Source organism: Paenibacillus sp. BK720, from assembly GCF_011761545.1.
Lineage (GTDB): Bacteria > Bacillota > Bacilli > Paenibacillales > Paenibacillaceae > Pristimantibacillus.
This window is the reverse complement of the sequence record NZ_JAASRQ010000001.1, coordinates 966811-988710: the sequence shown is the minus strand read 5'-3', so window position 1 is coordinate 988710 and position 21900 is coordinate 966811. Positions and strand designations below refer to the sequence as shown.

Genomic DNA, 21900 nt, shown 5'->3' with positions numbered 1-21900 from the left:
GACCACTCTGATGGAGGTATGATCACATGTTTTTTCACCCTATGGACTTCCTGATCCTAATTGCCTTCGGTTTATCCATTTGGGCGCAGTTCCGGGTAAAAGGAACGTTCAACCGCTGGGCCGGCGTACAAACGACGTACGGATTGACCGGTTACCAGGCGGCAAGACGCATGCTGGATGCCAACGGCTTGCATGACGTACCTATCGAGCCCGTACGCGGCACCTTGTCGGACCATTACGATCCGATCCACCGCGTTGTCAGATTATCAGAGCCGGTCTATTACGAAAGCTCGATTTCCGCTGTTGCGGTTGCCTGCCACGAGGTTGGCCATGCGATTCAGCACAAAGTACATTATCCCATGCTGGTGCTTCGCCACCGGATCTTCCCGGTCGTGAACATCGCATCCGGCATTGCACCGTTCCTGCTTATCGCCGGTTTCCTGTTCCACGCGATGAACCTTGTCGGACTCGGTATCATCTTCTTCTCCGTTGCGGTTGCCTTCCAGGTAATCACGCTGCCCGTCGAATTCAACGCAAGCAACCGGGCACGCGATTTGATGGTTGCCGAGGGCTTCATTACGAACGAAGAGGAACGCGGCGTAGCCAAGGTGCTTAACGCAGCGGCCCTCACTTACGTGGCGGCAGCGCTCATCTCCTTGCTGGAGCTCGTTAAGTACATTATGATCTTCACTTCATCGAACAACGATGATTAACCAACATAACGAAAAAAGGGCTGCCCCAATCGTCGCCAAGACGATGGGACAGCCCTTTTTCTGCTGCTTATTTCTCCTTATTCCCCTGCTTGCCTTCTAGCTCATTAAAGTATCTCAACAGGAAGCCATGAAATACTTTAGCCACTAGCGGCATCTTCTCGTTCGAACGGTGGATGATGCCGATATTCCGCGTTACATTGGGCGTTCTTACGCGAACCTTGGCCGATTGGAGCACACCCGCATGATACAAGGCCATCTCCGGCAGCAGACTTACCCCCATACCGGCCGCAACCAATCCCCGTATAGTTTCAGTCTCTTCCCCTTCAAAGCCGATTTTTGGCGTAAACCCGGCCTCCTGGCAGGCTTCCCATACAATCGGCCGAAGCGAATATCCTTCGCTGAACATAACAAACGTATCTTCCTTCAGTTGAATAAGATCAATCTCCTGCTCGCCGGCAAGCGGATGGTTGGGCGGCAGGATGGCAAACAGCTCTTCGGTTAACAGAACCTCGCCGCAGACCTGCTCATGCTCATCCGGGAAAGGCGAGATAAAAGCTAGATCAATCTCGCCTTTTACCATATCGCGAATCAAGGAAGGGTACATGCCCTGACGGAATCGAAATTTGACATTAGGATGAAGCTTGCGGAAGGCTGCGACCACCTGGGGAACAACCGACACCCCAAGACTATGCGGGAAGCCCAGCCGGATTTCCCCTTTCTCCGGATCCATAAACTCGTGAATTTCCACGACTGCCCTCTCCAGATCATCGAGAATCACTTCCGCGCGTTTAAGAAACAGCTGCCCTACCGGCGTCAGCTGCAGGTTGCGTCCCTTCTGCAAAAACAGCTTCACACCAAGCTCTTCTTCGAGCTGATGGATTTGACGGCTGACCGCAGATTGCGCAACATGCAGCTCCTCGGCCGCTTGCGTCACATGTTCTTTTCTGGCAACCTTCACAAAATAATAAAGCTGTCGTAGTTCCATAATGTCTCCAATCTCTCCCGTACATCCTGATTCTAATACACGCGCCGTCTCTTCGTCATCGCGCGGTCCAATAAGCCGTAAAGCAAAAATCCTGCAACTCCGCCCCCAACATGCCCAAGCAGGCTTACGCTAGGCACAATAACCGAGAAGACCAGACCAAAGCCAAGAATCGTGTAAACCGTTTTTCTCGAGCTCTGGTCCAGCCACGCCTTCCGGAAGATGGCAATATAGAGAAATGCTCCAAATACTCCGTATATCGCTCCCGAAGCCCCGGTGGACAAATAAATAGTCTGGTCATCCCCATACAGACCATGTACCGCGCCGGTGAAAAAATTCGAGATAATACCGCACAATAAATAAAACACAGCATATTTCACCGGCTTCAATAATCGCTCCAGAGGCGGGGCAAATACAAGGATCGAGAACATATTAAAGAAAATATGCTGAAAGCTTGAATGCATAAACATCGAGGTGATAATCCGCCAAGGCTCCTTGAGACCATACGGATTATCGGGCATATAGCTGACAAATGCGCCCGACTTCATTAAATGATAATTGTCGTTAATATCCCCTGTCACGGCGATTGCAATAAAATAAATGAGATTAAGCGCAATGATCGCCGAAGTAACCGGATAAGCGCGCAAATAACCCCGAAAGCTTTCGTACCTTAAAAAAATCATTACGCATCACTCCTTCCAACCATTGGACAACCCCGATTCATAAAGCTTATAATATAACCTGTTACAAACCTTAAACGTGAGAAGGAGGACATATCCATTATGTCACAAGAACGCACTGGCGTTGCCGCATTTAAAGGCAATCCTATTACATTAATCGGACCGGAAGTTAAAGTTGGAGACCAAGCTCCCGATTTCACCGTCAACAAATCGCTTGTTGACTCCGTATCCTTGAAAGATTTCGCAGGCAAAGTAAAATTGATTAGCGTTGTTCCTTCAATCGACACGGGCGTGTGCGATGCGCAAACCCGCCGTTTCAACGAGGAAGCCGCTTCGCTTGGCGACAACGTAATCGTGCTGACCGTAAGCGTTGATACTCCTTTCGCGCAATCCCGTTGGTGCGGTGCGGCAGGCGTAGACAAAGTCGTTATGCTGTCGGACTTCAAATCGCATGACTTCGGCCAAGCTTACGGTGTGTACATAAAAGAATTCGGCCTCGATATGCGCTCGATCTTCGTTATCGACGCAAACGATAAAGTACAATACGTCGAATATCTGTCCGAAATGACAGAACATCCAAACTACGAGCAAGCCATCAACGCCGTTAAAGCTCTCGTATAATTTAAGCGTAAATAAAGCGAGTGAAGGCTTGCCTTCCTCGCTTTTTTATTTATTATGTGATTCCTTCTTATGCCTTAAAAGCAGCGAGCTTCTTGTCCAGCGTCCGGTAAATGTCAAGAATAACCCGGTAATTGGAACCAAGATCGCCAAGCGAGCCTTTGGAAGCGGAATAAATATCAACTGCCGAGGTAACAGGATTCACGCCAATAACGGTTACCGTAATATCCATTGTACGCCCCGTCATCGTACGCTTCTCCATGACAATCTCCCCAACCGACTTCACTTCGTGGAGCAGCTTGTAACCCTGCATTTTCTTCAAGGTAGACAGAACTTCCTCCCAAGCCTTTTCCTTCGAAAGTTTATAAATATGTGATTTGAGCAGTGGGTCTTTAGCTTTATCGCCCGTCGCTTCGTGACTGCGAAGCAGTCCGATTAGAGTGCGCTTCAACAACGATGATCTCCCCCTCTAGCATCTATGTACATCATTATAATTGTAGCATGTTTATATGCATGAAAAAAGTCCATAAACAGGTTTCAACATACAAAAGCAGTTCCTTGATCATCCCGTAAGGACAACCAAGGAACTGCCGGTCACTATAATGGCAAGAAAAAACCCGCCTATGCCGTCCGACTTACATGCTTCTGAACCCGCTCTCGCAGGTGGGTGTCCTCAGAAACGTTTTTGAGATCCCCTTTTGAGGGCTTGTCAGCCGCGTTTCAATGTTGGTCTCCCTAGAAACAGCCATTGGTTCAAAACAACGAAAAGCCGAAACGAACATCGCAGGATGTATTGCTATTATAGACGTAAATCCGGCAAAAGTAAACTTCGCTTTGCTTGCTATTTACTGGTTACGGTCCCTCTCGGAATCCGTAAGCTCCGCAAGCTCGTTTTCCTGCTCCTCCGCCGCCTTCTTCTTCTCGTTCTCCATTTGATCTTGAAGCTTGCGGTAGATCAAGTGGAAATTCCAGAACGAAAGATAAGCAATTACGCTGCCCATAAAGAAAGGAATAAGGAACGTATACTGCGTGCTGAAGTACATGACTGCTGCTGCCATAATCGCCGTCGAGAACGAACGGATCGGACGTCCGATCGTAATCAGGATCGCGTTTTTCAGCAATTGAAACGTTTTCATATGATAGTGCACGAGCATCGAGAAGAAATTGAATAAGGAAACAACGAGAAGCAAGCAGATCGCCAGATACAGGTATGAGAACAAATTGAATTTATCCTGATAAACAATAAAGTCAATGATCATGATGCCGAGTACAAGCGAGTAGAAAATGCCGCCGATCATGCTTTGCACATAATTCTCTTTGTAACCGCGGAAGAACGTTTTAAACATAGGTACATCGACTTCACCCATTACCCATTTGCGCGCAATCGTAAACATCGCTGCCGTGGCCGGGAACAAGGTGAACGGCGCGATAACCGCCATCATAATTAATGTAGCATACACCTGACTTGTAATCGCAGAATCAGACGTATTCGCCGGGGCTGCAAGAAGTCCGCTCCATGCGATAAATACAAACGGAATCGAACATACCAGCCATAAGATGTTAATGACCGCCAGACGCATTATCCATTCGGAAATCCGATACAAACCGCCAACAAGGCCTTTTGGTTCCATTTGATTCGCCCCTACCCTAATAGAATGATTATGAAAAAAAGGGGAAAGCCCGGATGCCCGTTAGGCATCACGGACTTCCCCTGATCTACATACCTTAGTTGTTCACGAAGTCTTCAGACGAATATTTCGGACGGCGCGGTTCGCTGCTGTTACTGCGGCCTTCGCCGCTGCGTCCGCGTCCACCGCCGTTATTGTCGCGGTTGCGATTTTCATATCCGCTGCGGGATCCGCTGCCGCTTTGTCCGCGTCTGTCGTCACGGCCGCGGTAACCGCCGCCGCCTTGAGCGCCGCGATTGCCGCCGCCAAACGATCCGCCAGAGAAACGGCGACCGTTCGAGCGGATATCCGGCTTGCGTTTTTTAGCGCGAAGCGGTTCTTCCGGCGTCAGCTCAACGCTAACGTCTTTCTTCTCGCCGGTAAGCAGCTTGAGAGCCGCCGCCATCAAATGCACGGAGTCATATTGCTCCAGCAATTGGATGGCAATGCCCTTGTACTCGGTGAAGTCATCGTTCTGAACCACTTCGAGCACGCGCTCCGCCGTAAGGCGTTGCTTGCCTTCAATCGCTTCCGCCAGGCTTGGCAAAGGCTTCTTGCTGATTTTTTGACGCGTAACCTTCTCGATAAAGTGAAGATGATCCACTTCGCGAGGCGTTACGAACGAATAAGCGGAGCCTTCTTTGCCGGCACGGCCTGTACGACCGATACGGTGAACGTAGCTCTCCGGATCTTGCGGAAGATCGAAGTTGATAACATGCGTTACGCCGGACACGTCGAGACCGCGTGCCGCAACGTCGGTTGCCACCAGAACGTCAATGCTGCCGTCACGGAATTTGCGCATAACGTTATCGCGCTGGTTCTGAGACAGGTCACCATGAAGGCCGTCAGCCGAATATCCGCGTTTTTGCAGACCTTCGCTGAGCTCATCAACACGACGTTTCGTACGACCGAAAATGATTGCGAGTTCAGGCGATTCCATATCGAGCAAGCGGGCTAGCGCTTCGAATTTCTGACGCTCGTGAACCTCGAAATAATTTTGTTGAATCGTTGGTGCTGTAACTTGTTTTGAAATAACCGCTACATGCTCCGGATTTTTCAGGAATTGCTGTGCCAGCTTCTGAATGTTCGGAGGCATAGTTGCCGAGAACAGCAAAGTTTGGCGCTCTTCCGGCACTTGCTTCAGAATGGATTGGATATCCTCCATGAAGCCCATGTCCAGCATTTCGTCCGCTTCGTCAAGAACAACGGTCTGTACATCTTCAAGCTTAATGGTCTTGCGGTTAATATGGTCGAGCAAACGGCCCGGTGTACCGATAATAATTTGCGGCTTCTTTTTCAGCGCGCGAATCTGGCGACCGATTTCTTGTCCGCCATAGATCGGCAGTGAACGAAGACCTTTGTATTTAGTCAGCTTCCCGATCTCGTCTGCTACTTGGATAGCAAGCTCGCGGGTTGGCGTCATAATCAATGCAACGATGCGTTCTTCACTAGTCGGAATTTTGTTAATAAGTGGAATTCCGAATGCAGCCGTTTTGCCTGTACCCGTCTGTGCTTGACCAATCATATCGCTCCCCGCCATTGCAATTGGGATCGATTTGTCTTGGATTGGGGTAGATTCCTCAAATCCAAGCTCCGTAATTGCCTGCAACACTTTCGGTTCCAGGCCAAATTCAGCAAATGTTTTCAAACTTTTCTCATACTCCTTTTATCTGCAGCCTACTAAAAAATATCCAAACCATTATAGCACATAACAACTTACGAATACCAGCAATGGGCAAAAAGCCATACTACCATAGATTAACAACCGCTGATTTTCGGCGAATTCAATTATGGAGATTACCAAAAATGAACAAATGGATTTTTAAACCCGGTGTTACCGCAGTAGTTATGACCATAGGCGCTTTGCTTATTGCAGGCGCGTTCAATTTGTTCCTCATTCCCCACCAATTGTTGAGCGGCGGCTTGTCCGGCGTTGCGATGATGATCGGCTACATTACCGGCGGAAATATCGGCTGGCTGTATCTGATACTAAATGTTCCCGTACTCGTCTGGGGGTGGTTTATCGTGGGACGACGGTTTATCATCTGGAGCATGTACACCGTTCTGGCTTCCACTTTATTTCTCCAGCTCATTCCGGTTACGGCCATAGCCAAAGATTTAGTCTTGGCCTCCGTCTTTGGCGGTATTATCCTTGGCGTTGGAACAGGCATGACCTTAAGATACGGCGGATCTTCCGGCGGCTTCGACATCATCGCATCCATTATAACACGCAAAAGGGACTTGCCGGTCGGATCCATTATTTTCACCCTGAACGGCCTTGTCATCGCGGCACTCGTCCTCTACACGCAGGATTGGAATCTGGCGCTCTACTCCCTGCTGTCCATCTATATCGCGGGGAAAGTGGTCGACATCATCCATGTCCGGCATATTAAAGTAACAGCCTTTATTATAACCACCAAGACGGAGGAGATGCTTACGAAGCTGCTAAGCCATCCTCGCGGCATTACGATAATCAAGACCAGAGGCGCCTACACGTCTGCCGAACAGGATATGCTGATGACCGTCCGTACGCGATACGAGCTTGCCGAGCTGCGAAAAACGATTGCCTCGATCGATAACCGCGCCTTCGTTAATATCGTGGAAACCGTCGGGGTTATAGGCGACTTCCGGCGGTCGAAGGATTAGCCCAGGTATAATAGACAAACATGGAATCATATACATATCCCTATGTTTTTGCATTTCATCCTGTTATAATGTGGTTATCCCGTTAATTTTGTTTTCTTGCCATATGATTTGCCCTGAACCTATGATGAAAGGGTGATGCTCAGGTGGATATGGAAACAGTCACATTGTCACAGATTGTGGAAAAGCTGGCGCCCGAGCTAAGTTCTTTCCTCACGAAGCGCGAGCTTGCGATTAACATCGTGCTGCGGGATGGATTAGCCGTTCTGGAACCGGAAGATGCAAGGGAAATTGTACAGCACAGCATTTGCGAGCATCAAATACAGGCTTTACTGCAATGACAAAATGGGGTATTAAATCTAGAAAGATTAGCCTGTCGGCTTCGTGCCGGCAGGCTTTTTTGTTTGCAGCGGGACTTGAAACAATTGCCTGCTTAGAAAGAAGCCGGACCGAAAAAAATAATGCCACGATTCCTTCTTCTGCTTTATAATTTGGATGAAAACGCTAACGGGGAGAGGGCATAATTATGGACATTATCTTTTCGACGCTGATGCTTTTGTATCATCTTGTTACGGGAACCGGAGAAGAAAATGCCGCCTCGAAACAGCTTGCTGCCTCTCTTTTTAACGCAGCCGCAGGAAAAACGATTATCCAAGCCGTACCGGCAATGACCACCGCAACGCCAGAAGCGTTCAGAGACGGCTTAAAGGCTGATCCCCAGCCGGAGGCACCAACAGTCAAAGGCGTCTACGTAACGGCTTACAGCGCCGGTGGATCGCGTCTGAACTCTCTGCTGAAGCTTATGGACGACACGGACCTCAACAGCATGGTCATTGACGTCAAAGATGATAACGGATACATAACCTATCCGACGCAAACGCCAGAGCTGCTGAAGCTTGGCACCACGCAAAAATATATCTCGAATATTCATGCCCTGATGTCGAAGCTGGAGGCTCATAAGGTCTATCCGATTGCCCGAATCGTCGTGTTTAAGGATACGGTCCTGGCCAAAAAGCATCCCGAGCTTTCCTACCGCCGCGCCGACGGATCCTTGTGGGCCAACGGCAAAGGGGACAGCTTCGTCAACCCGTATATGCCCGAAGTGTGGAAATATAACGTCGCGGTTGCGAAAGAAGCCGTCAAGCTGGGCTTCAAAGAAATTCAATTCGACTACGTGCGTTTCCCGGAAGGCTTCGAGAAGAAGGCGGATTCGCTTACCTTCGCGAAAACCGATCAGAGCCGCGTGGATGCCGTTGCCGGCTTCGTGAAATATGCCCGGGAGCAGCTTGAGCCGTTAGGCGTCCGCGTCTCCGTCGATATATTCGGCTACGCCGCCTCCGTGCCTGCCGCTGAAGGCATCGGCCAGGATTTTGTAAAGATATCGAGCGATGTCCATGTCATCTCGCCGATGATCTACCCAAGCCATTACGGGTCAGGCTGGTTCGAGCAGCAGGACCCGGACAAGAGTCCGTACGCTACCATTGCCGGAGCGATGAAGGATACGCATAAAAAGCTCGATCCCATCGGAGACAAAAAGCCGATCATCCGGCCTTGGATTCAGGATTTCACCGCAAGCTGGCTTGGCAAAGGCCACTACATCAAGTACGGTGCGACTGAGGTAGAAGCACAGATCAAAGCCCTCCACGATGCCGGGGTCGACGAGTACCTGTTATGGAATGCCGGAAACCATTATTCTGAGGGAGTGAAGTATTGACGCTCCGGTTAAGTGGTTGAAACAAACGCGCAAAGTCACGCTCGACTCGAAATAACCTCCGCTGACCAATTAAAACCAATTCAATAAAAAAGGCTTCTTCGACCAATTTCGGATCGAAGAAGCCTTTTTAAATTACAAACGAGTTATTCAACAATTGCTTTCGCTTTTTTCCGACGGTTGAACAATTCGTATACCATCGGTACGAAGATAAGTGTCAGCAGCGTGGAGCTGATCAGACCGCCGATAACGGTGATCGCCATTCCTTTCGAGATCAGACCGCCCGACTCGAAACCAAACGCAAGAGGCAGGAGCGCGCCCACCGTAGCGATAGCGGTCATCAGGATTGGACGCAGACGCGTGCCCGCCGCCTCCAGCAGCGATTCGCGAACGGACAAGCCTTCTTTTTGCTTGTGAATAACGCGGTCTACGAGTACGATCGCATTCGTTACCACGATGCCGATAAGCATCAGCATACCGATCAAGGCAGTAACGCTGATCGTCTCCCCTGCGATCCACAGGCCAACCAATGCGCCGATAACGGTAAACGGCAGCGAGAAGAGGATGGCAAACGGAGTAAGAGCTCCGCCAAACGTAATGACAAGCACAAGGTATACGACCGCTATAGCGGCAAGCATGGCCAGGCCAAGCTGCGTAAACGATTCTTGCATGTCTTCCGTCACGCCGCCCATTTTGATCTCAACGCCTGCAGGCAGCTTCATGCCGTCAATCGTTTTTTGCAAGTCCGAGGATACCGCGCTTACGTTAGAGGATACGACGTCGGCCGTTACTTCCGCATTAATGCGGTCGTCGAGACGGGTAATCGTATTTGGCGATTTGCCCTCTTCGATCTTCACGACATCCTTCAGCGCAACCTCCGCGCCTGTAACAGGCGATTTAAGCATGACGTTTTCAAGGTCGGATTTTTCTTTGTACGTCTTTGTATCCACCTTAACGTACACATTTACGTCTTCATTGTCTTTCTTGATCGTAGTCAATACCGGATTGTCTCTAACCGGGCTAAGCGCCATTGCCACTTGGCCGGCAGTCAAGCCATATTGGCTCATCCTCGCTTGATCCGCTACGATGCGGTATTGCTCGTAACGCTCGGAGAGGCTGGAGTCCACTTTCTCGAGATCTTTGTTTTCTTTCAGCTTGTTCATCAGATCGGTTACGACCGGATCAAGCGAATCCATATCCGGACCGTATACGACCATGGAGATCGTCGATCCGCCTACGCCGCCGCCTGCGCCGAAGTTCTGCTCTTTCCATTCGCCTTTGCCGCCGAGCTTCTGGAGAAGCGGAACAATCTGATCCTTCTCGTCGGAGAAGTTCTTCATGTCTTCATCGTAAGTCAGGTTAAACAAAGCCTGCTTCGACGCGCCAGGGTTCATCGGGTTCTGGCCGCCAACCGCGTACTGCACGATATCAATGCCTTCGCGCTTCATCAGTTCTTTTTCCGCCTTCAGCGCCATTTCTTCAACCTGCTCCTTCGTCTCGCCAGGAGCCGGGTTGTACGTGACGATCATCGATTTCTGCTCATCGCCCGGCAGGAAGCTCATGCCGATGAGCGGCGTCAGCGAGAGACTGCCTACAAGCAGAACAATCGCAATAACGGAAGTAATGACTTTATGGTTAAGCGACCATGCCAGAATGCCTTTGTACCAGGTTGCCAGGCGGCCATGCTTGTCGTGGTCCACGGCCTTGCCTTCCTTGATACCGTTCCTGAACATCATATGAGCCAGCATCGGCACGACCGTAATCGCAACAAGCAGGGATGCGAGCAAAGCGAATACGACGGTTAAGGCAAACGGCGTGAAGATCTCCCCAACCATGCCGGATACGAACGAGAGCGGAAGGAATACGGCAATCGTTACAATCGTCGAGGACATGATCGGAACGAACATTTCGCGGGTCGCATCCAAAATCAGCTCTTTGCCCTTCAGCTTCTCGCCTTTAAGCGCCATCCGGCGGTACACGTTCTCGATAACGACAATCGAGTCATCGATAACCCGCCCGATCGCGATCGTCATGGCGCCTAGCGTCATAATATTAAGCGTAATATCCATGCGGCTTAAGATGAGCAGCGCAATCAGAATCGACAGCGGAATCGAGACAACGGCGATAACGGTGGAACGGATATCACGCAGGAAGATCATAATGATAACTACAGCGAACAATGCGCCGATAACGGCTTTGCTCAGCATGGTCTCAACCGATTTCTCGATAGGAGCGCCTTGATCGAGCGTGGTAACGATAGTAAGGCCATCGTTCTTCTCTTCCATAGCCTTAATGGCATCCTTCACATTGTTAACAACGTCCACCGTATTGGCGTCCGCCGCTTTTACAATGTTAATGCCGATTGAGTCCTTGCCGTTCGTACGGGATACGGATTCCGCCTTGCCTTCTACCGTCAGCTTCGCTACATCGCTAAGCTTTACGTTAGGCATCAGAATCAGATTGTTCAGATCCTCTTCCGTGGATACGTTGCCGTCAACGACAACCGCTTTCTCGGAATCGCCGAACTCAAAGATCCCTAGAGGGGCTTTCATCGCGGAGGCTTGAATGATGCCTTTTACGGCATCCTCCGTCAGGCCGAGCTGCGCAAGCTTGGCTTGATCGAATGCAAGCTGCCCTTGCAGGACGTTCTGACCGGAAATCTGAACATCCGCTACGCCCGATATCCCTTGCAGTTCAGGCAAAATACTGGAATTCACCAGATCGGTCAGCTGCGCCAGATCTTGCTTGTCGTTTGCGAAGCTAAGCGAAATAACCGGGAAGGCATTCAGGCTGATTCGGGATACGTCCGGATCTTGCGCTCCTTCCGGCAATTTCAGGTCGGCAAGCAGGCTTTTCACCTCGCTTTCCGCCTTATCCATATCGGTTCCGAATTTATATTGGATGATGACCGAAGATGCATTCTCGAAGGATGTCGAGCTGACGCTGTCCACTCCTTCCATATTCCGTGTCTGCTGCTCGATCGGTTTGGTCACTTTCTCCATCACTTCTTCCGGCGCAGCGCCAGGCAGCACCGTGGTTACGCTGACGATTGGCACCGTAATGTCCGGCAGCGTCTCCATCTTCATGTTCAGGCCGGAATACAGGCCCGCGAACAGGACGATAACCGTCATGATCCATAAAGCAAATTTGTTATTCAGCGAAAACTTGATCATGCTTTTCAAACCTTCCCACTCCTTCTCTATTATCTACTCTGCTTTTACACTTTGAACCGGTATCCGACGCCCCATATCGTCTCGATGTATTGCGGGTTCGACGGATCGTGTTCGATTTTTTCGCGCAGCCTCCGAATATGAACCGTTACCGTAGCTGCGTCGCCGTTTGAGTCTAGACCCCATATCCGCTCAAACAGCTCCTCCTTCTCAAAAACCCGGTTAGGATGGGAAGCCAGAAGCAGCAGAAGATCATATTCCTTGGAGGTCAGCATGGCCTCCCGGTCATGAATCGTTACTCTTCTGGAGGTTTTATCGATCAAAAGTCCCCGGATCCCAATCTGTTCACGGCTCTCGCCCCGGTCCGCAGTGAGCCGCTCGTATCGGCCTAAATGCGCCTTTACCCTGGCCACCAGCTCGCTTGGACTAAAAGGCTTCGTCATGTAGTCATCCGCCCCAAGCCCAAGTCCCCTGATCTTATCGATATCTTCCTTCTTCGCCGTGACCATGAGCACCGGAATATTTTTCGTCTGCCTGATCTGGCGGCAAATTTCGAACCCGTCCAGCTTCGGCAGCATGACATCCAGAATGATCAGGTCATAGGAGCCGCTTAATGCCTTCTGCAGCCCGATATCCCCTCGCCCTTCGATCTCGACGGCAAAGCCGTGGCTTTCCAGATAATCCCTCTCCAGCTCGGCAATAGCCTTCTCGTCTTCAATGATTAGAATGCTCTTCATGCTCGATCACCACCGTTCTAACGGGTTCGGCTCTTGGGAGTTGGAAGCAGAATCTGGCCCCGCCGCCTTCCACATTTTCCGCCCAGACCGTACCGCCATGCCCTTCAATAATTTGTTTGACGATAGCAAGACCTAGCCCGCTTCCTCCCGTCTCGGAGTTCCGGGACTGCTCCGCCCGGTAGAACCGGTCAAAGATATACGGGAGATCCTCCTTCTCGATCCCCGGTCCCGTATCCTCGATGGCAACAAGCACATCGCTTCCTTTCTCCCGAACCGAGACCGTAACCCTCTTCTCCGCGGATTCCGGAAGCTGGCCCATATACTTCTCGCTGTTATTCAAAATATTCGTTAATACCCGGCCAAGCTTGTCCGGATCGGCCGCGATCAGCAGCTGCACGCCGGGAGGAGACTGAAAGCTGAGCTTTACGCCCGATTTTTCAAGATCAAACCGCTGCTCCTCTAAGTAATGCTCCAAATATTTGACCGAATCAATCGTTTTGAAATCAAAGGCGACCTTGTGCAAATCCAGCTTGGAAAACAAAAATAATTCGTCAATCAATTGATCCATGTCGTTAGCTTTATGATAAATGGTCTCCATGTACCGCTGGCGCTTCTCGTCCGTGTTGGCGATGCCGTCCATAATGCCTTCCACATAGCCTTTGATCGCGGAGATCGGCGTCTTCAAATCATGCGAAATATGGGACAGCAGCTGCTTCCGGTTTTCCTCGTACTGCAAGCTTTGATCGATGGACTCCTTGAGCTGGATCCTCATCGCTTCGAAGGCCGCGGCGAGCTGCCCGACTTCCCCTTTGCTCCTGACAACAACCTTTTGCGATAAATCGCCGTCCTTGATCTGCAAGGCAGCCGTCTTCAGCGCATGAATCGGCCGAATGATGCTGCGGGAAACGTAATAGGTCAGAATCAGACTGGACAAACCGATAAACGCGATAAAGATCAAAGTCCCAATAGGCCTCCAAAGCGGCGGCACAACATCATAGCGGCGAAGGAGCAGCATCTGACCGTTGTGTCCGTCCGGATACCTGAAGGCGATTTCGTTGATTTGAAACTTGAAAGCTTTGAAAGATACCGTATTCGGTGACTTGTCGAACAATCCTTGCCAGTCCTCATGCGGTGACAGTTCCTTCAAAAACACCGGAACCTCCGTTACGATTCCATCCTTCGCCATGATAAGACCCGCCCATTGGTCAGCCAGTCTACGCTGAAGCTTATCGGTATAAGCTGGGGACGAAAGCTTGTCGGTATCATTCTCGAGAACGTATTTCAATTCACCGTAAATGAGGGACTGGTTCGTCTTCTCCTCCTTCTCCACGCGGAAATATTCTCTCAAATCCTGCATGCCACCGGCATAAAGCACAAACACGACAAAGCCCAGGATCAAGACCATCGGCAGAAAAACCATGGCCAAATACGACATGTACAGCTTCACTCGAATGGACAATCGTACTCACCCTGACTGCGGAAGTTTTGAATCTATCGTTTATCATAACCGTGAATTCTAAACGAACTCGAAAGCATTTCTTACAAAGTTCTTACAAATGGCCAATCGACGCAGGCAGCGTTACGATAAAGACAGAGCCATGGCCAAGCTCGCTTTCCACCACAACGGAGCCGTGATGCATCTCGACGATCTTTTTCACCAGCGACAGCCCAAGGCCGCTTCCCCCAACCTTGCGGCTTCTGGCCTTGTCTGATTTGAAAAAGCGGTCGAAAATAAGCTCATGCTGATCGGCGGCAATGCCGATCCCGGTATCCTTGATCCGGAATTCCACCATGCCCCCCAGTTCCCTTAAAGCAATATCGATCTGACCGCCTTCCGGCGTAAACTTGATGCTGTTGCTGATCAGATTGATCCAGACCTGACTGAGCAGATCCTCATCGGCTTCCACGTAGACATCGTCAAGATCCGCGTTAAGTTCAATGGATTTCCCCGTCCACTGCGGTTCGCAAGAAAGAATAAGCGTTCCGAGCTGTCGGTCCAGCCGGTAACGCTTAGGCTCGAAGGGATGCTTCTCCGAATCAAGCGAGGCAAGCCGGAGCAAATTCTCGCTGAGCTTGGACAGCCTGGAGCTTTCCCCTTCGATAATACGCAAATATTTCATCCTGGTGTCAGAATCAATCGACTGATTCTGCAGCGCGCGCGCAAAACCGCTAATGGATGTTAGCGGTGTCTGAATTTCATGCGAAACGTCGGAAATGAACTCCTGCCGCAGCTCCTCCAGCTTCTCGAGTCCGTCCGCCATCAGGTTAATCTCGTCGAGAATCTCCATGTATCTTGGATCCATCTTGCCGAAGTTGAGACGCACCTTGAAATCGCCTTGCGCAATCCGTCTAAGCGCGTCTCTCATCGAATTCGTAAATTCCTTCTGCCTTTTGTGAAAAAAGAAGAATCCGATTAATTGGATCACAATGCCCATTAAAAAGAAACCGCCCAGCAAATTTAGAAGTTGAGCGACATAATGATGTGGAGTCCAATGGATTTGGTTGTATAACCAATGGCTAAAAAAATAAACGGCAGTCCAGCATGCCGTAACAAACGAAAGCATGAGGCTGAATTGGCCGATTCTCACGAGAACTTTAAGCACAAGCTTCAGCTTATCCTTCAACCCTGCACCTCCAGACGATAGCCCAGACCACGGATCGTCGCAATACGGAAGGTATGCAACGCTTCCGGGAATCTTTCGCGCAGCCGATTGATATGAACATCAAGCGTCCGTTCATTCCCCTCGAAATCGTACCCCCATATTTCTTCAATCAGCTGTCCGCGCGAGAACGATTGCCCCGGATAACTGGCCAGCTTGAACAGAAGCTCGAATTCCTTAAGCGGAAGCGTCATGCTCTGTCCATTGACCTGAACCGCATAAGTCTTCCGGTCAAGAATAAGATCCCCCGCTTGAACCGTCTGCGAAGACGCGATCCTGTAACGTTTAAGCAGCGCCTTCACCCGCGCAATCAACTCCAGCGGTTCAAACGGCTTCACCAGATAATCATCGGCGCCCAGCTCGAAGCCCTTCAGCTTCTGAGCCGTTTCCCCTTTCGCCGTCAGCATAAGCCGCGGCAAATCATAATGATCGCGAATCTCGGCGCAGAGCTCCCAGCCGTCCATGTTCGGCATCATGACATCCATAATGACCAGATCCGCTTTAGCGGACTCCAATATCCTCAAGGCATCTATGCCGTCACAGGCTTCCAGCACCTCAAATCCTTCAACCTTCAAGTAATGGCTGATTAACTCCCGAATATGCACATCGTCGTCAACGACCATAACGCAAGCCATGTTCATTCTCCCTTTCCGTTACGAGATTTTCTCTAGCCGTAATTGCTGGTTGGCAAATTCGCGATAGAGCTCATGGGATTGCAGCAGCTGTTCATGCGTGCCTCTTCCCGTAATCGTTCCCTTCTCGACAAACAAAATCTGATCGGCATCCACCACCGTGGACAACCGATGCGCGATAACCAGCGTCGTGCGCCCAACCATCAGATTATCGAGAGCCTGCTGCACGACAATCTCCGATTTGCTGTCCAGGCTTGAAGTCGCCTCGTCCAGCATCAGAATTTGGGGATCGCGCAGAATCGCCCTTGCGATTGCAATCCGCTGACGCTGCCCGCCGGACAGCTTGATGCCGCGCTCGCCAACCTCCGTCTCGTACCGGCCGGGAAGCTCGTCAATAAAAACATCCGCATAAGCCATTTTCGCGGCTAGTTCCATTTCCTCATCGGTAATCGTTCTGCCCGTGCCGTAAGTGAGATTATCCCGGATCGACCCGGCAATAATCGGACTTTCCTGCGAGACATAGCCGATCTTGCTGCGCCAGTCATGCAGGGAGAGAGCAAAGATATCCTCCTGCCCTATGCGAACCGTACCCTGCTGCGGTTGATAAAACCGCTCAAGAAGCGAGAACAGGGTTGTTTTCCCGCCGCCGCTTGGACCAACGATCGCCGTCACCGTACCCGGCCGAAGCGTAAAATCGATATTCCGGAGAACATCATCCTGCTCGCCGTATGCAAACGTGACATCCTCGACTACAATCGGCTGTCTTGCGTCAAGCAAAGGACGACCTTGGTGCATTGGCTCTTCGTCCGAATTCAAGGTAGCGATAATCCGCTCCGTCGCTCCGATTGCCTTCTGCATTTGCGTGAAAAATTGCGAAATCTGGTTAATCGGAAATACAATTTGGATCAAATATAGGATAAACGCGACCAAATCACCGGCAGACAGCTCGCCAGACGATACGCGCATTCCGCCGTAAGCAATAATCAGAACAAGCATCCCCATCATGACCAGCCCTACAATCGGAAAAATAACCGCCTGCAGCTTGCCTTCCCGGATGCCGAGACCAAGCAGCTTCACGATGGAACGCTTGCCGTTGTTATATTCATAGTCTTCCGCATTTGACGCTTTGACTAATCGAATTTCCGACAACGCCTGATCAAGCACGGTCGTAAACGCTGCCGTCTCGTCTTGAAGCTCTCTCGAAATCTTCGTCATCTTCCGGCCGACCGGAATAAAGATCAGCATCGCAACCGGTAAGGCCGTCAGCATCAGCAGCGTCATTTTCCAATCAAGGAACATAAGGATCGTTACCGCGCCAATAATCGATATCAATCCGTTAAAAAATCCGGTCAAATGCTCCGTAATCAATCCTTTGACGATTCCCGTATCATTGATTACCCGGCTTACCGTATCCCCTGTCCGGTGTTTATCGAAATAGGGCACGGTCAAGACCAGCAGCTTCTTCCATAGCCGGTCGCGCAGGCTTTCGACAACGCTTTGCCCGACCCGGTTCAGAAGGTAGATGGATACCCCGGATGCCGCCGCCTGCCCAAGAAAGGCCAGGCATAGCCCAATAATCTGCGTCGTGCTTATATCGGTAATGGAAAAGCTGTCCACCACATTTTTCGTTAATAAAGGTACCGCCAGCCCAACAACGGTAGAGATAACGCTTAATCCTACCGCAATTCCAAGCAGCCATTTCGAAGGCTTGGCGTCCAGCATCAGCTTCAAAAACGGACGCCAGCTGCCTCCGTCCTTGCGCTTCTTCGCTTTTCGCATTGTTTTCATTCCTCTCCCGCAAGCATTCTAGTCACTTGGAAGAATACTACGCCATTGTAAACCCAATTTAAACAAAAAAGCGCCAGAGCAGCAATTGCTCTGGCGTTGTCATCTTTGCTAGATATGAAAATTTATTGGGAAAGGCGAAGAGCCAGATTGTACATTTCCATATTAAACGGCTTCTTGGTGTTAACAACCGTATCAATGTCGGTAGTAACCAGCTCGCCGCGTACGATGCCGCAGGCTTTGCCGGACTCGCCCTCCATCAGTTGATGAACCGCAAAGTCGCCGAGACGGCTTGCCAGAATCCGGTCCATCGCCGTTGGCGTGCCGCCTCGCTGAATATGACCAAGGACCGTCACGCGAGGCTCAAGACCGCAGCCCTTCGTAATTTCCCTTGCCACGTCTTCACCGCGACCGGCGCCTTCGGCTACGACTACGATACTGTGGCGTTTGCCTTTGGCAAAGTTGCTCTCCATGCGCGCGGACACTTCAGCCATGTCGATTGGCACTTCCGGAACGATAATCGTTTCCGCGCCGCTCGCAAGACCCGCATACAAAGCGATATCTCCGCAATGGCGTCCCATAACCTCAACAACGGAAGAACGTTCATGGGAGGACATGGTATCGCGGATTTTGTTGATCGCGTCAACTACGATGCTGACAGCCGTATCGAATCCGATCGTGAAATCCGTAAACGGAATATCGTTGTCGATAGTGCCCGGCAGACCCATTGTCTTGATGCCAAGCTTGCTCAATTTGTTGGCGCCTTGATAAGAGCCGTCGCCGCCAATAACAACCAGGCCGTCAATTCCGCGCTCGCGCAGAACCTCGGCACCGCGCTGTTGGCCTTCGGGAGTAGTAAACTCTTTGCAGCGAGCCGTCTGGAGAATCGTGCCGCCGCGTTGGATAATATCGCCTACGCTGCGAAGATCCATCTTGAAGAGGTCGTCGTTGATCAGACCTTGATAACCGCGTTGAACGCCATATACGTCGAGACCATTATACAGAGCGCTCCGGACAACGGCGCGGACCGCCGCGTTCATGCCTTGAGAGTCGCCTCCGCTCGTTAGTACAGCAATAGATTTTACAGATGACATAATCATTCCTCCAAGTATTTTATCTAAACCTGTTGTCTTCGAATCCAGATGCTGTTGACCAAAAAAAACAGGCGGGTAAGCGGGCTGTTTTTCATCAGCTTGCGGGATGCGGCCAGCACATCCGATTGGGTACGGACCTTGGGATCGGATAGGTAAAGGGCTAGCAGCCCTTCGATAATTAGCCGGTGGAAGCCGGCTGCAGGGAGCTTTTTCACATCTTCCCTGGCCCTATCGACAATCGTGACAATCCGTTCGACAAGCTGCTGCTGACTGTCATAATAATGACAGAAATTCAAATCGCCGCCGGCTCGGTCTTCTTCCTGGTCGATCAAATAATCGAGCATGATATGAAGGCCGCACACATGCGGAAAATATATATTTTTAATTGCTTCCGCGTCTTCCGGACGTAACGTCTTGTCGCTCGCCGCAGCAAACAGCATAAACATGCCAAGCGTCGAGCCCGTCGCGGCTGCAAATTCATTCCAATATAATCCGGGATACCTGTCGGCGTAAGACTCCCACCAGTTAAGCAGTCTCTCCTCGCGCAGGTCCTTGCGGATATGCTTATACACCTGAAGATCGGTATACAAGCCAACAAGCTCCGTAACATGCGGCTGTGCCGCGGCGTACGAAGGCAGCATCGAAACACAGTGTTGACATAAATTTACCAAATGATGCAAATAACCGCCATCGTTCCGCTCCTGGCGCAAAGCGTAGTAATCCTTCACCGGCGCTGACGGGTCGACCGCATCCAGCATCGATTGATGGAGCAAACGGAAATCGTCCGGGTCTAGCGATGTACTGCGGTCGCATAGATTGTCCAGGTAATCGCTTATCGTCTGCAGCGCCACAATTAACGGAATAAGAACATACCGCTCGTCCAAATTCACGGAGGCGTAGATCGCACCGCCCTGGCAATGAAACTTCTTGCTGTCCATGCTTTGAAGGGCCTGCAGCCGAAGCTCGGGATCCGGAATCTGCTCGGCCAGCCTGCGCAGCTTGCGCAGCTCGATATTCACTTCAGGCAATATGTACTTATAGACGCGGTGCATGAGCTTTAACGGGCGCTCGGGTACCCGATTGCCGGACAAAGTCATTACTCTCACAACGCACCCCCTTCTAAGACAGCCTTACGTATGCCGGCGGGAATCCAGCTCCTGATTCGTACGGTACCAGATATGCAAGTCGTTAATCCGGCTTGCGTATTCGGCTATCTCCGCATTCAATCGGCAAGACTCTTCGAAATTCTCTTCCTCGTACAATTGACTTTGCATACGGTTGATAACTCTCTCAAATTCCATAACCCGATCCGGTATTGTTCCCCTAATGAGCTCCCACCGTTCCACGATGTCCGACTGCACCGCGGATGAGTACTGCTCCCAGTCCGCTTCAAGCACCGGCAATGCGATCAAGAGCCGCTCATTCCACTCAAACCGATACATCAACATTCGTGAACCTCCAGACAATAATGTACCATTTCGACAAGCAATAATCCAGCCTATCATGTATACTGTTAAACAATGTTGTTTGATAGGTACATGCTTACGAAGCAAGAATTATCCCCAAGAATGTGCGTTAATTCTTTTCAGGAGGAAAACATATGGATCACTCAGACAGCGCGGCGCCTTCCGCAGCTACGGTCAAACGGGATACGCTTTCGCTCAGAGCCTTCAGCTTTGCGATGTACTCCACGCAGGCTCTGCTCATTTCTTACATTCCCTTGTATTTTATGGACCAAGGGTTCTCGGCGCATCAGATTGGCATTATTTACTCAACCGGCCCTTTTATCTCTATCTTTGCGAATCTGCTTCTAGGCATGGCAAGCGACAGGTTCCGGACGATCAAGAAGCTGCTTACGATTCTCTTGTTCGGGCAGCTGGTTATGATCTCTCTCTTGTTCCCGGTTCATCACTTTGCCCTGATCTGTCTCGTCATGACGGCCTTTTATTTCTTCCAGACACCAATGAACCCACTTAGCGATAGCCTGATCCTGCTCGCCAGCCAGCACATTAAGACACCTTATGCGCTAATCCGCATATTCGGCTCGCTTGGTTTTGCCGTATCGGCTTACCTGTTTGGTTTAATCCTGAAAGGGATTGGCACGGAATGGACTTTACCGCTCGGTTTGGGCACGATAACCGTCACGATTCTATTATCGTTCTTCTTGAAGGATTACCATGGCAGCACCCGCAAAATCGATTTTTCAGGATTCTTCAAATTGCTTCGGAAGCCTGAAATCTTATTTTTCTTCTTCATTATATTGCTTGTCTCGATCAGCCACCGGATGAACGAAAGCTTCCTGGCCGTTGCCCTGCGGGAGATGGGCGCTTCGGATTCCCAGGTAGGGCTGGCCTGGCTGTTCTCCGCGATCAGCGAAATCCCGGTCTTGTTCCTGATGGGGAAATACGGACATAAATTCAAAGAGCTGCCGCTGCTCGTATTCGCCTGCCTGATGTATATGCTCCGGTTCTGGCTGGCTTCCGTGCTGGAAGACCCCCGCCTCGTGCTGAGCACGCAGCTTATGCACAGCGTCAGCTTCGGCATCTATTTTTCAACCGCGCTCCGTTACTTGTCGCAGCTTATCCCGGATGAATACCGCTCCTCCGGCCAAGCTGTCTATGCGGTTGTATGGTCAGGACTCGCCGGACTGATCAGCGGTACGGTCGGAGGTTATTTCTTCGAGCATTTCGGACGAAGCAGCTTTTATCAGATGGGAGCCGTGCTTGCCCTGATCTCGGCAATTCTGTTCTTCTTACAACATGTATTTGGACGAAATAACGCTTAAAGAACGAAAAAAGAGATCCTCTC

Annotated in this window: 19 protein-coding genes, 1 other RNA gene and 2 pseudogenes; 7 read left to right on the top strand and 15 right to left on the bottom strand. The window is 50.6% G+C overall.

Annotated features, from left to right (window positions below; all coding sequences use genetic code 11):
* Nucleotides 1-26: 26 nt before the first annotated feature.
* Complete coding sequence (locus FHT67_RS04235; protein WP_015843741.1) at nucleotides 27-713, top strand: zinc metallopeptidase; 687 nt, start codon at nucleotides 27-29, stop codon at nucleotides 711-713.
* Nucleotides 714-780: 67 nt separating this feature from the next.
* On the opposite strand, the gene gltC is transcribed toward FHT67_RS04235, so the two are convergent.
* Together gltC and FHT67_RS04225 are read right to left on the bottom strand one after the other, a co-directional pair.
* Nucleotides 781-1698, bottom strand: coding sequence for a glutamate biosynthesis transcriptional regulator GltC (gene gltC, locus FHT67_RS04230; protein ID WP_132304228.1), 918 nt, complete (start codon nucleotides 1696-1698; stop codon nucleotides 781-783).
* Nucleotides 1699-1730: 32 nt separating this feature from the next.
* Nucleotides 1731-2378: a rhomboid family intramembrane serine protease gene (locus FHT67_RS04225; RefSeq protein ID WP_167195979.1), complete on the bottom strand. Its 648-nt coding sequence runs from the start codon at nucleotides 2376-2378 to the stop codon at nucleotides 1731-1733.
* 99 nt (nucleotides 2379-2477) lie between these two features.
* Here FHT67_RS04225 and tpx point away from each other — a divergent pair, with 99 nt between their 5' ends.
* Both tpx and FHT67_RS30620 read left to right on the top strand, forming a co-directional pair.
* Nucleotides 2478-2996 carry a thiol peroxidase gene (gene tpx / locus FHT67_RS04220; protein ID WP_127496561.1) on the top strand — a complete coding sequence of 173 codons (519 nt, stop codon included), beginning with the start codon at nucleotides 2478-2480 and terminating at the stop codon, nucleotides 2994-2996.
* Nucleotides 2997-3088: 92 nt separating this feature from the next.
* Nucleotides 3089-3127: pseudogene (locus FHT67_RS30620) on the top strand (hypothetical protein).
* A 29-nt stretch (nucleotides 3128-3156) separates the two neighbouring features.
* Here the strand turns inward: FHT67_RS30620 and FHT67_RS04215 are convergent.
* The 4 genes and pseudogenes from FHT67_RS04215 to cshA all read right to left on the bottom strand — a co-directional run.
* Nucleotides 3157-3444: pseudogene (locus FHT67_RS04215) on the bottom strand (DUF1499 domain-containing protein); the annotation flags it as partial.
* A gap of 159 nt (nucleotides 3445-3603) precedes the next feature.
* A non-coding RNA gene (ssrS, locus tag FHT67_RS04210) (6S RNA) lies at nucleotides 3604-3786 on the bottom strand.
* Nucleotides 3787-3838: 52 nt separating this feature from the next.
* Nucleotides 3839-4624, bottom strand: coding sequence for a YesL family protein (locus FHT67_RS04205; protein WP_132304222.1), 786 nt, complete (start codon nucleotides 4622-4624; stop codon nucleotides 3839-3841).
* A 94-nt stretch (nucleotides 4625-4718) separates the two neighbouring features.
* Nucleotides 4719-6308 carry a degradosome RNA helicase CshA gene (gene cshA, locus FHT67_RS04200; protein WP_167195976.1) on the bottom strand — a complete coding sequence of 530 codons (1590 nt, stop codon included), beginning with the start codon at nucleotides 6306-6308 and terminating at the stop codon, nucleotides 4719-4721.
* A gap of 158 nt (nucleotides 6309-6466) precedes the next feature.
* Between cshA and FHT67_RS04195 the strand changes: the two genes are divergently transcribed.
* From FHT67_RS04195 to FHT67_RS04185, 3 genes are all read left to right on the top strand, one after another.
* On the top strand, nucleotides 6467-7306 hold the full coding sequence (locus FHT67_RS04195; protein WP_167195973.1) for a YitT family protein: 840 nt from the start codon (nucleotides 6467-6469) through the stop codon (nucleotides 7304-7306).
* A 149-nt stretch (nucleotides 7307-7455) separates the two neighbouring features.
* A complete protein-coding gene (locus FHT67_RS04190) occupies nucleotides 7456-7644 on the top strand; it encodes a hypothetical protein (protein WP_015843733.1) in 189 nt (62 codons plus the stop codon).
* Between the two features lie 185 nt (nucleotides 7645-7829).
* A complete protein-coding gene (locus FHT67_RS04185; protein ID WP_167195970.1) occupies nucleotides 7830-9017 on the top strand; it encodes a putative glycoside hydrolase in 1188 nt (395 codons plus the stop codon).
* 143 nt (nucleotides 9018-9160) lie between these two features.
* Here FHT67_RS04185 and FHT67_RS04180 read toward each other — a convergent pair whose 3' ends face one another.
* The 9 genes from FHT67_RS04180 to FHT67_RS04140 form a co-directional block, all read right to left on the bottom strand.
* Nucleotides 9161-12196 (bottom strand): efflux RND transporter permease subunit, encoded by a 3036-nt coding sequence (locus tag FHT67_RS04180; RefSeq protein WP_167195967.1) that lies wholly within the window; start codon nucleotides 12194-12196, stop codon nucleotides 9161-9163.
* A 35-nt stretch (nucleotides 12197-12231) separates the two neighbouring features.
* Nucleotides 12232-12921 carry a response regulator transcription factor gene (locus FHT67_RS04175; RefSeq protein WP_132304212.1) on the bottom strand — a complete coding sequence of 230 codons (690 nt, stop codon included), beginning with the start codon at nucleotides 12919-12921 and terminating at the stop codon, nucleotides 12232-12234.
* Entirely contained in the window at nucleotides 12899-14380 is a 1482-nt protein-coding gene (locus FHT67_RS04170; RefSeq protein ID WP_167195964.1) for a sensor histidine kinase, read from the bottom strand. The genes FHT67_RS04175 and FHT67_RS04170 overlap by 23 nt, the downstream gene beginning before the upstream one ends.
* A gap of 91 nt (nucleotides 14381-14471) precedes the next feature.
* Nucleotides 14472-15545 carry a sensor histidine kinase gene (locus tag FHT67_RS04165; RefSeq protein ID WP_132304208.1) on the bottom strand — a complete coding sequence of 358 codons (1074 nt, stop codon included), beginning with the start codon at nucleotides 15543-15545 and terminating at the stop codon, nucleotides 14472-14474.
* Nucleotides 15542-16216 carry a response regulator transcription factor gene (locus FHT67_RS04160; protein ID WP_167195962.1) on the bottom strand — a complete coding sequence of 225 codons (675 nt, stop codon included), beginning with the start codon at nucleotides 16214-16216 and terminating at the stop codon, nucleotides 15542-15544. The genes FHT67_RS04165 and FHT67_RS04160 overlap by 4 nt, the downstream gene beginning before the upstream one ends.
* An 18-nt stretch (nucleotides 16217-16234) precedes the next feature.
* On the bottom strand, nucleotides 16235-17992 hold the full coding sequence (locus tag FHT67_RS04155; RefSeq protein WP_481856672.1) for an ABC transporter ATP-binding protein: 1758 nt from the start codon (nucleotides 17990-17992) through the stop codon (nucleotides 16235-16237).
* 131 nt (nucleotides 17993-18123) lie between these two features.
* Nucleotides 18124-19092, bottom strand: coding sequence for a 6-phosphofructokinase (pfkA, locus tag FHT67_RS04150; RefSeq protein WP_132304202.1), 969 nt, complete (start codon nucleotides 19090-19092; stop codon nucleotides 18124-18126).
* A gap of 23 nt (nucleotides 19093-19115) precedes the next feature.
* Nucleotides 19116-20189, bottom strand: a complete 1074-nt coding sequence (locus tag FHT67_RS04145; RefSeq protein ID WP_167196860.1) for a tetraprenyl-beta-curcumene synthase family protein — start codon at nucleotides 20187-20189, stop codon at nucleotides 19116-19118.
* A gap of 33 nt (nucleotides 20190-20222) precedes the next feature.
* A complete protein-coding gene (locus FHT67_RS04140) occupies nucleotides 20223-20540 on the bottom strand; it encodes a hypothetical protein (protein ID WP_167195956.1) in 318 nt (105 codons plus the stop codon).
* A gap of 152 nt (nucleotides 20541-20692) precedes the next feature.
* Here FHT67_RS04140 and FHT67_RS04135 point away from each other — a divergent pair, with 152 nt between their 5' ends.
* Nucleotides 20693-21877 carry an MFS transporter gene (locus FHT67_RS04135; protein ID WP_167195953.1) on the top strand — a complete coding sequence of 395 codons (1185 nt, stop codon included), beginning with the start codon at nucleotides 20693-20695 and terminating at the stop codon, nucleotides 21875-21877.
* Nucleotides 21878-21900 lie beyond the last annotated feature (23 nt).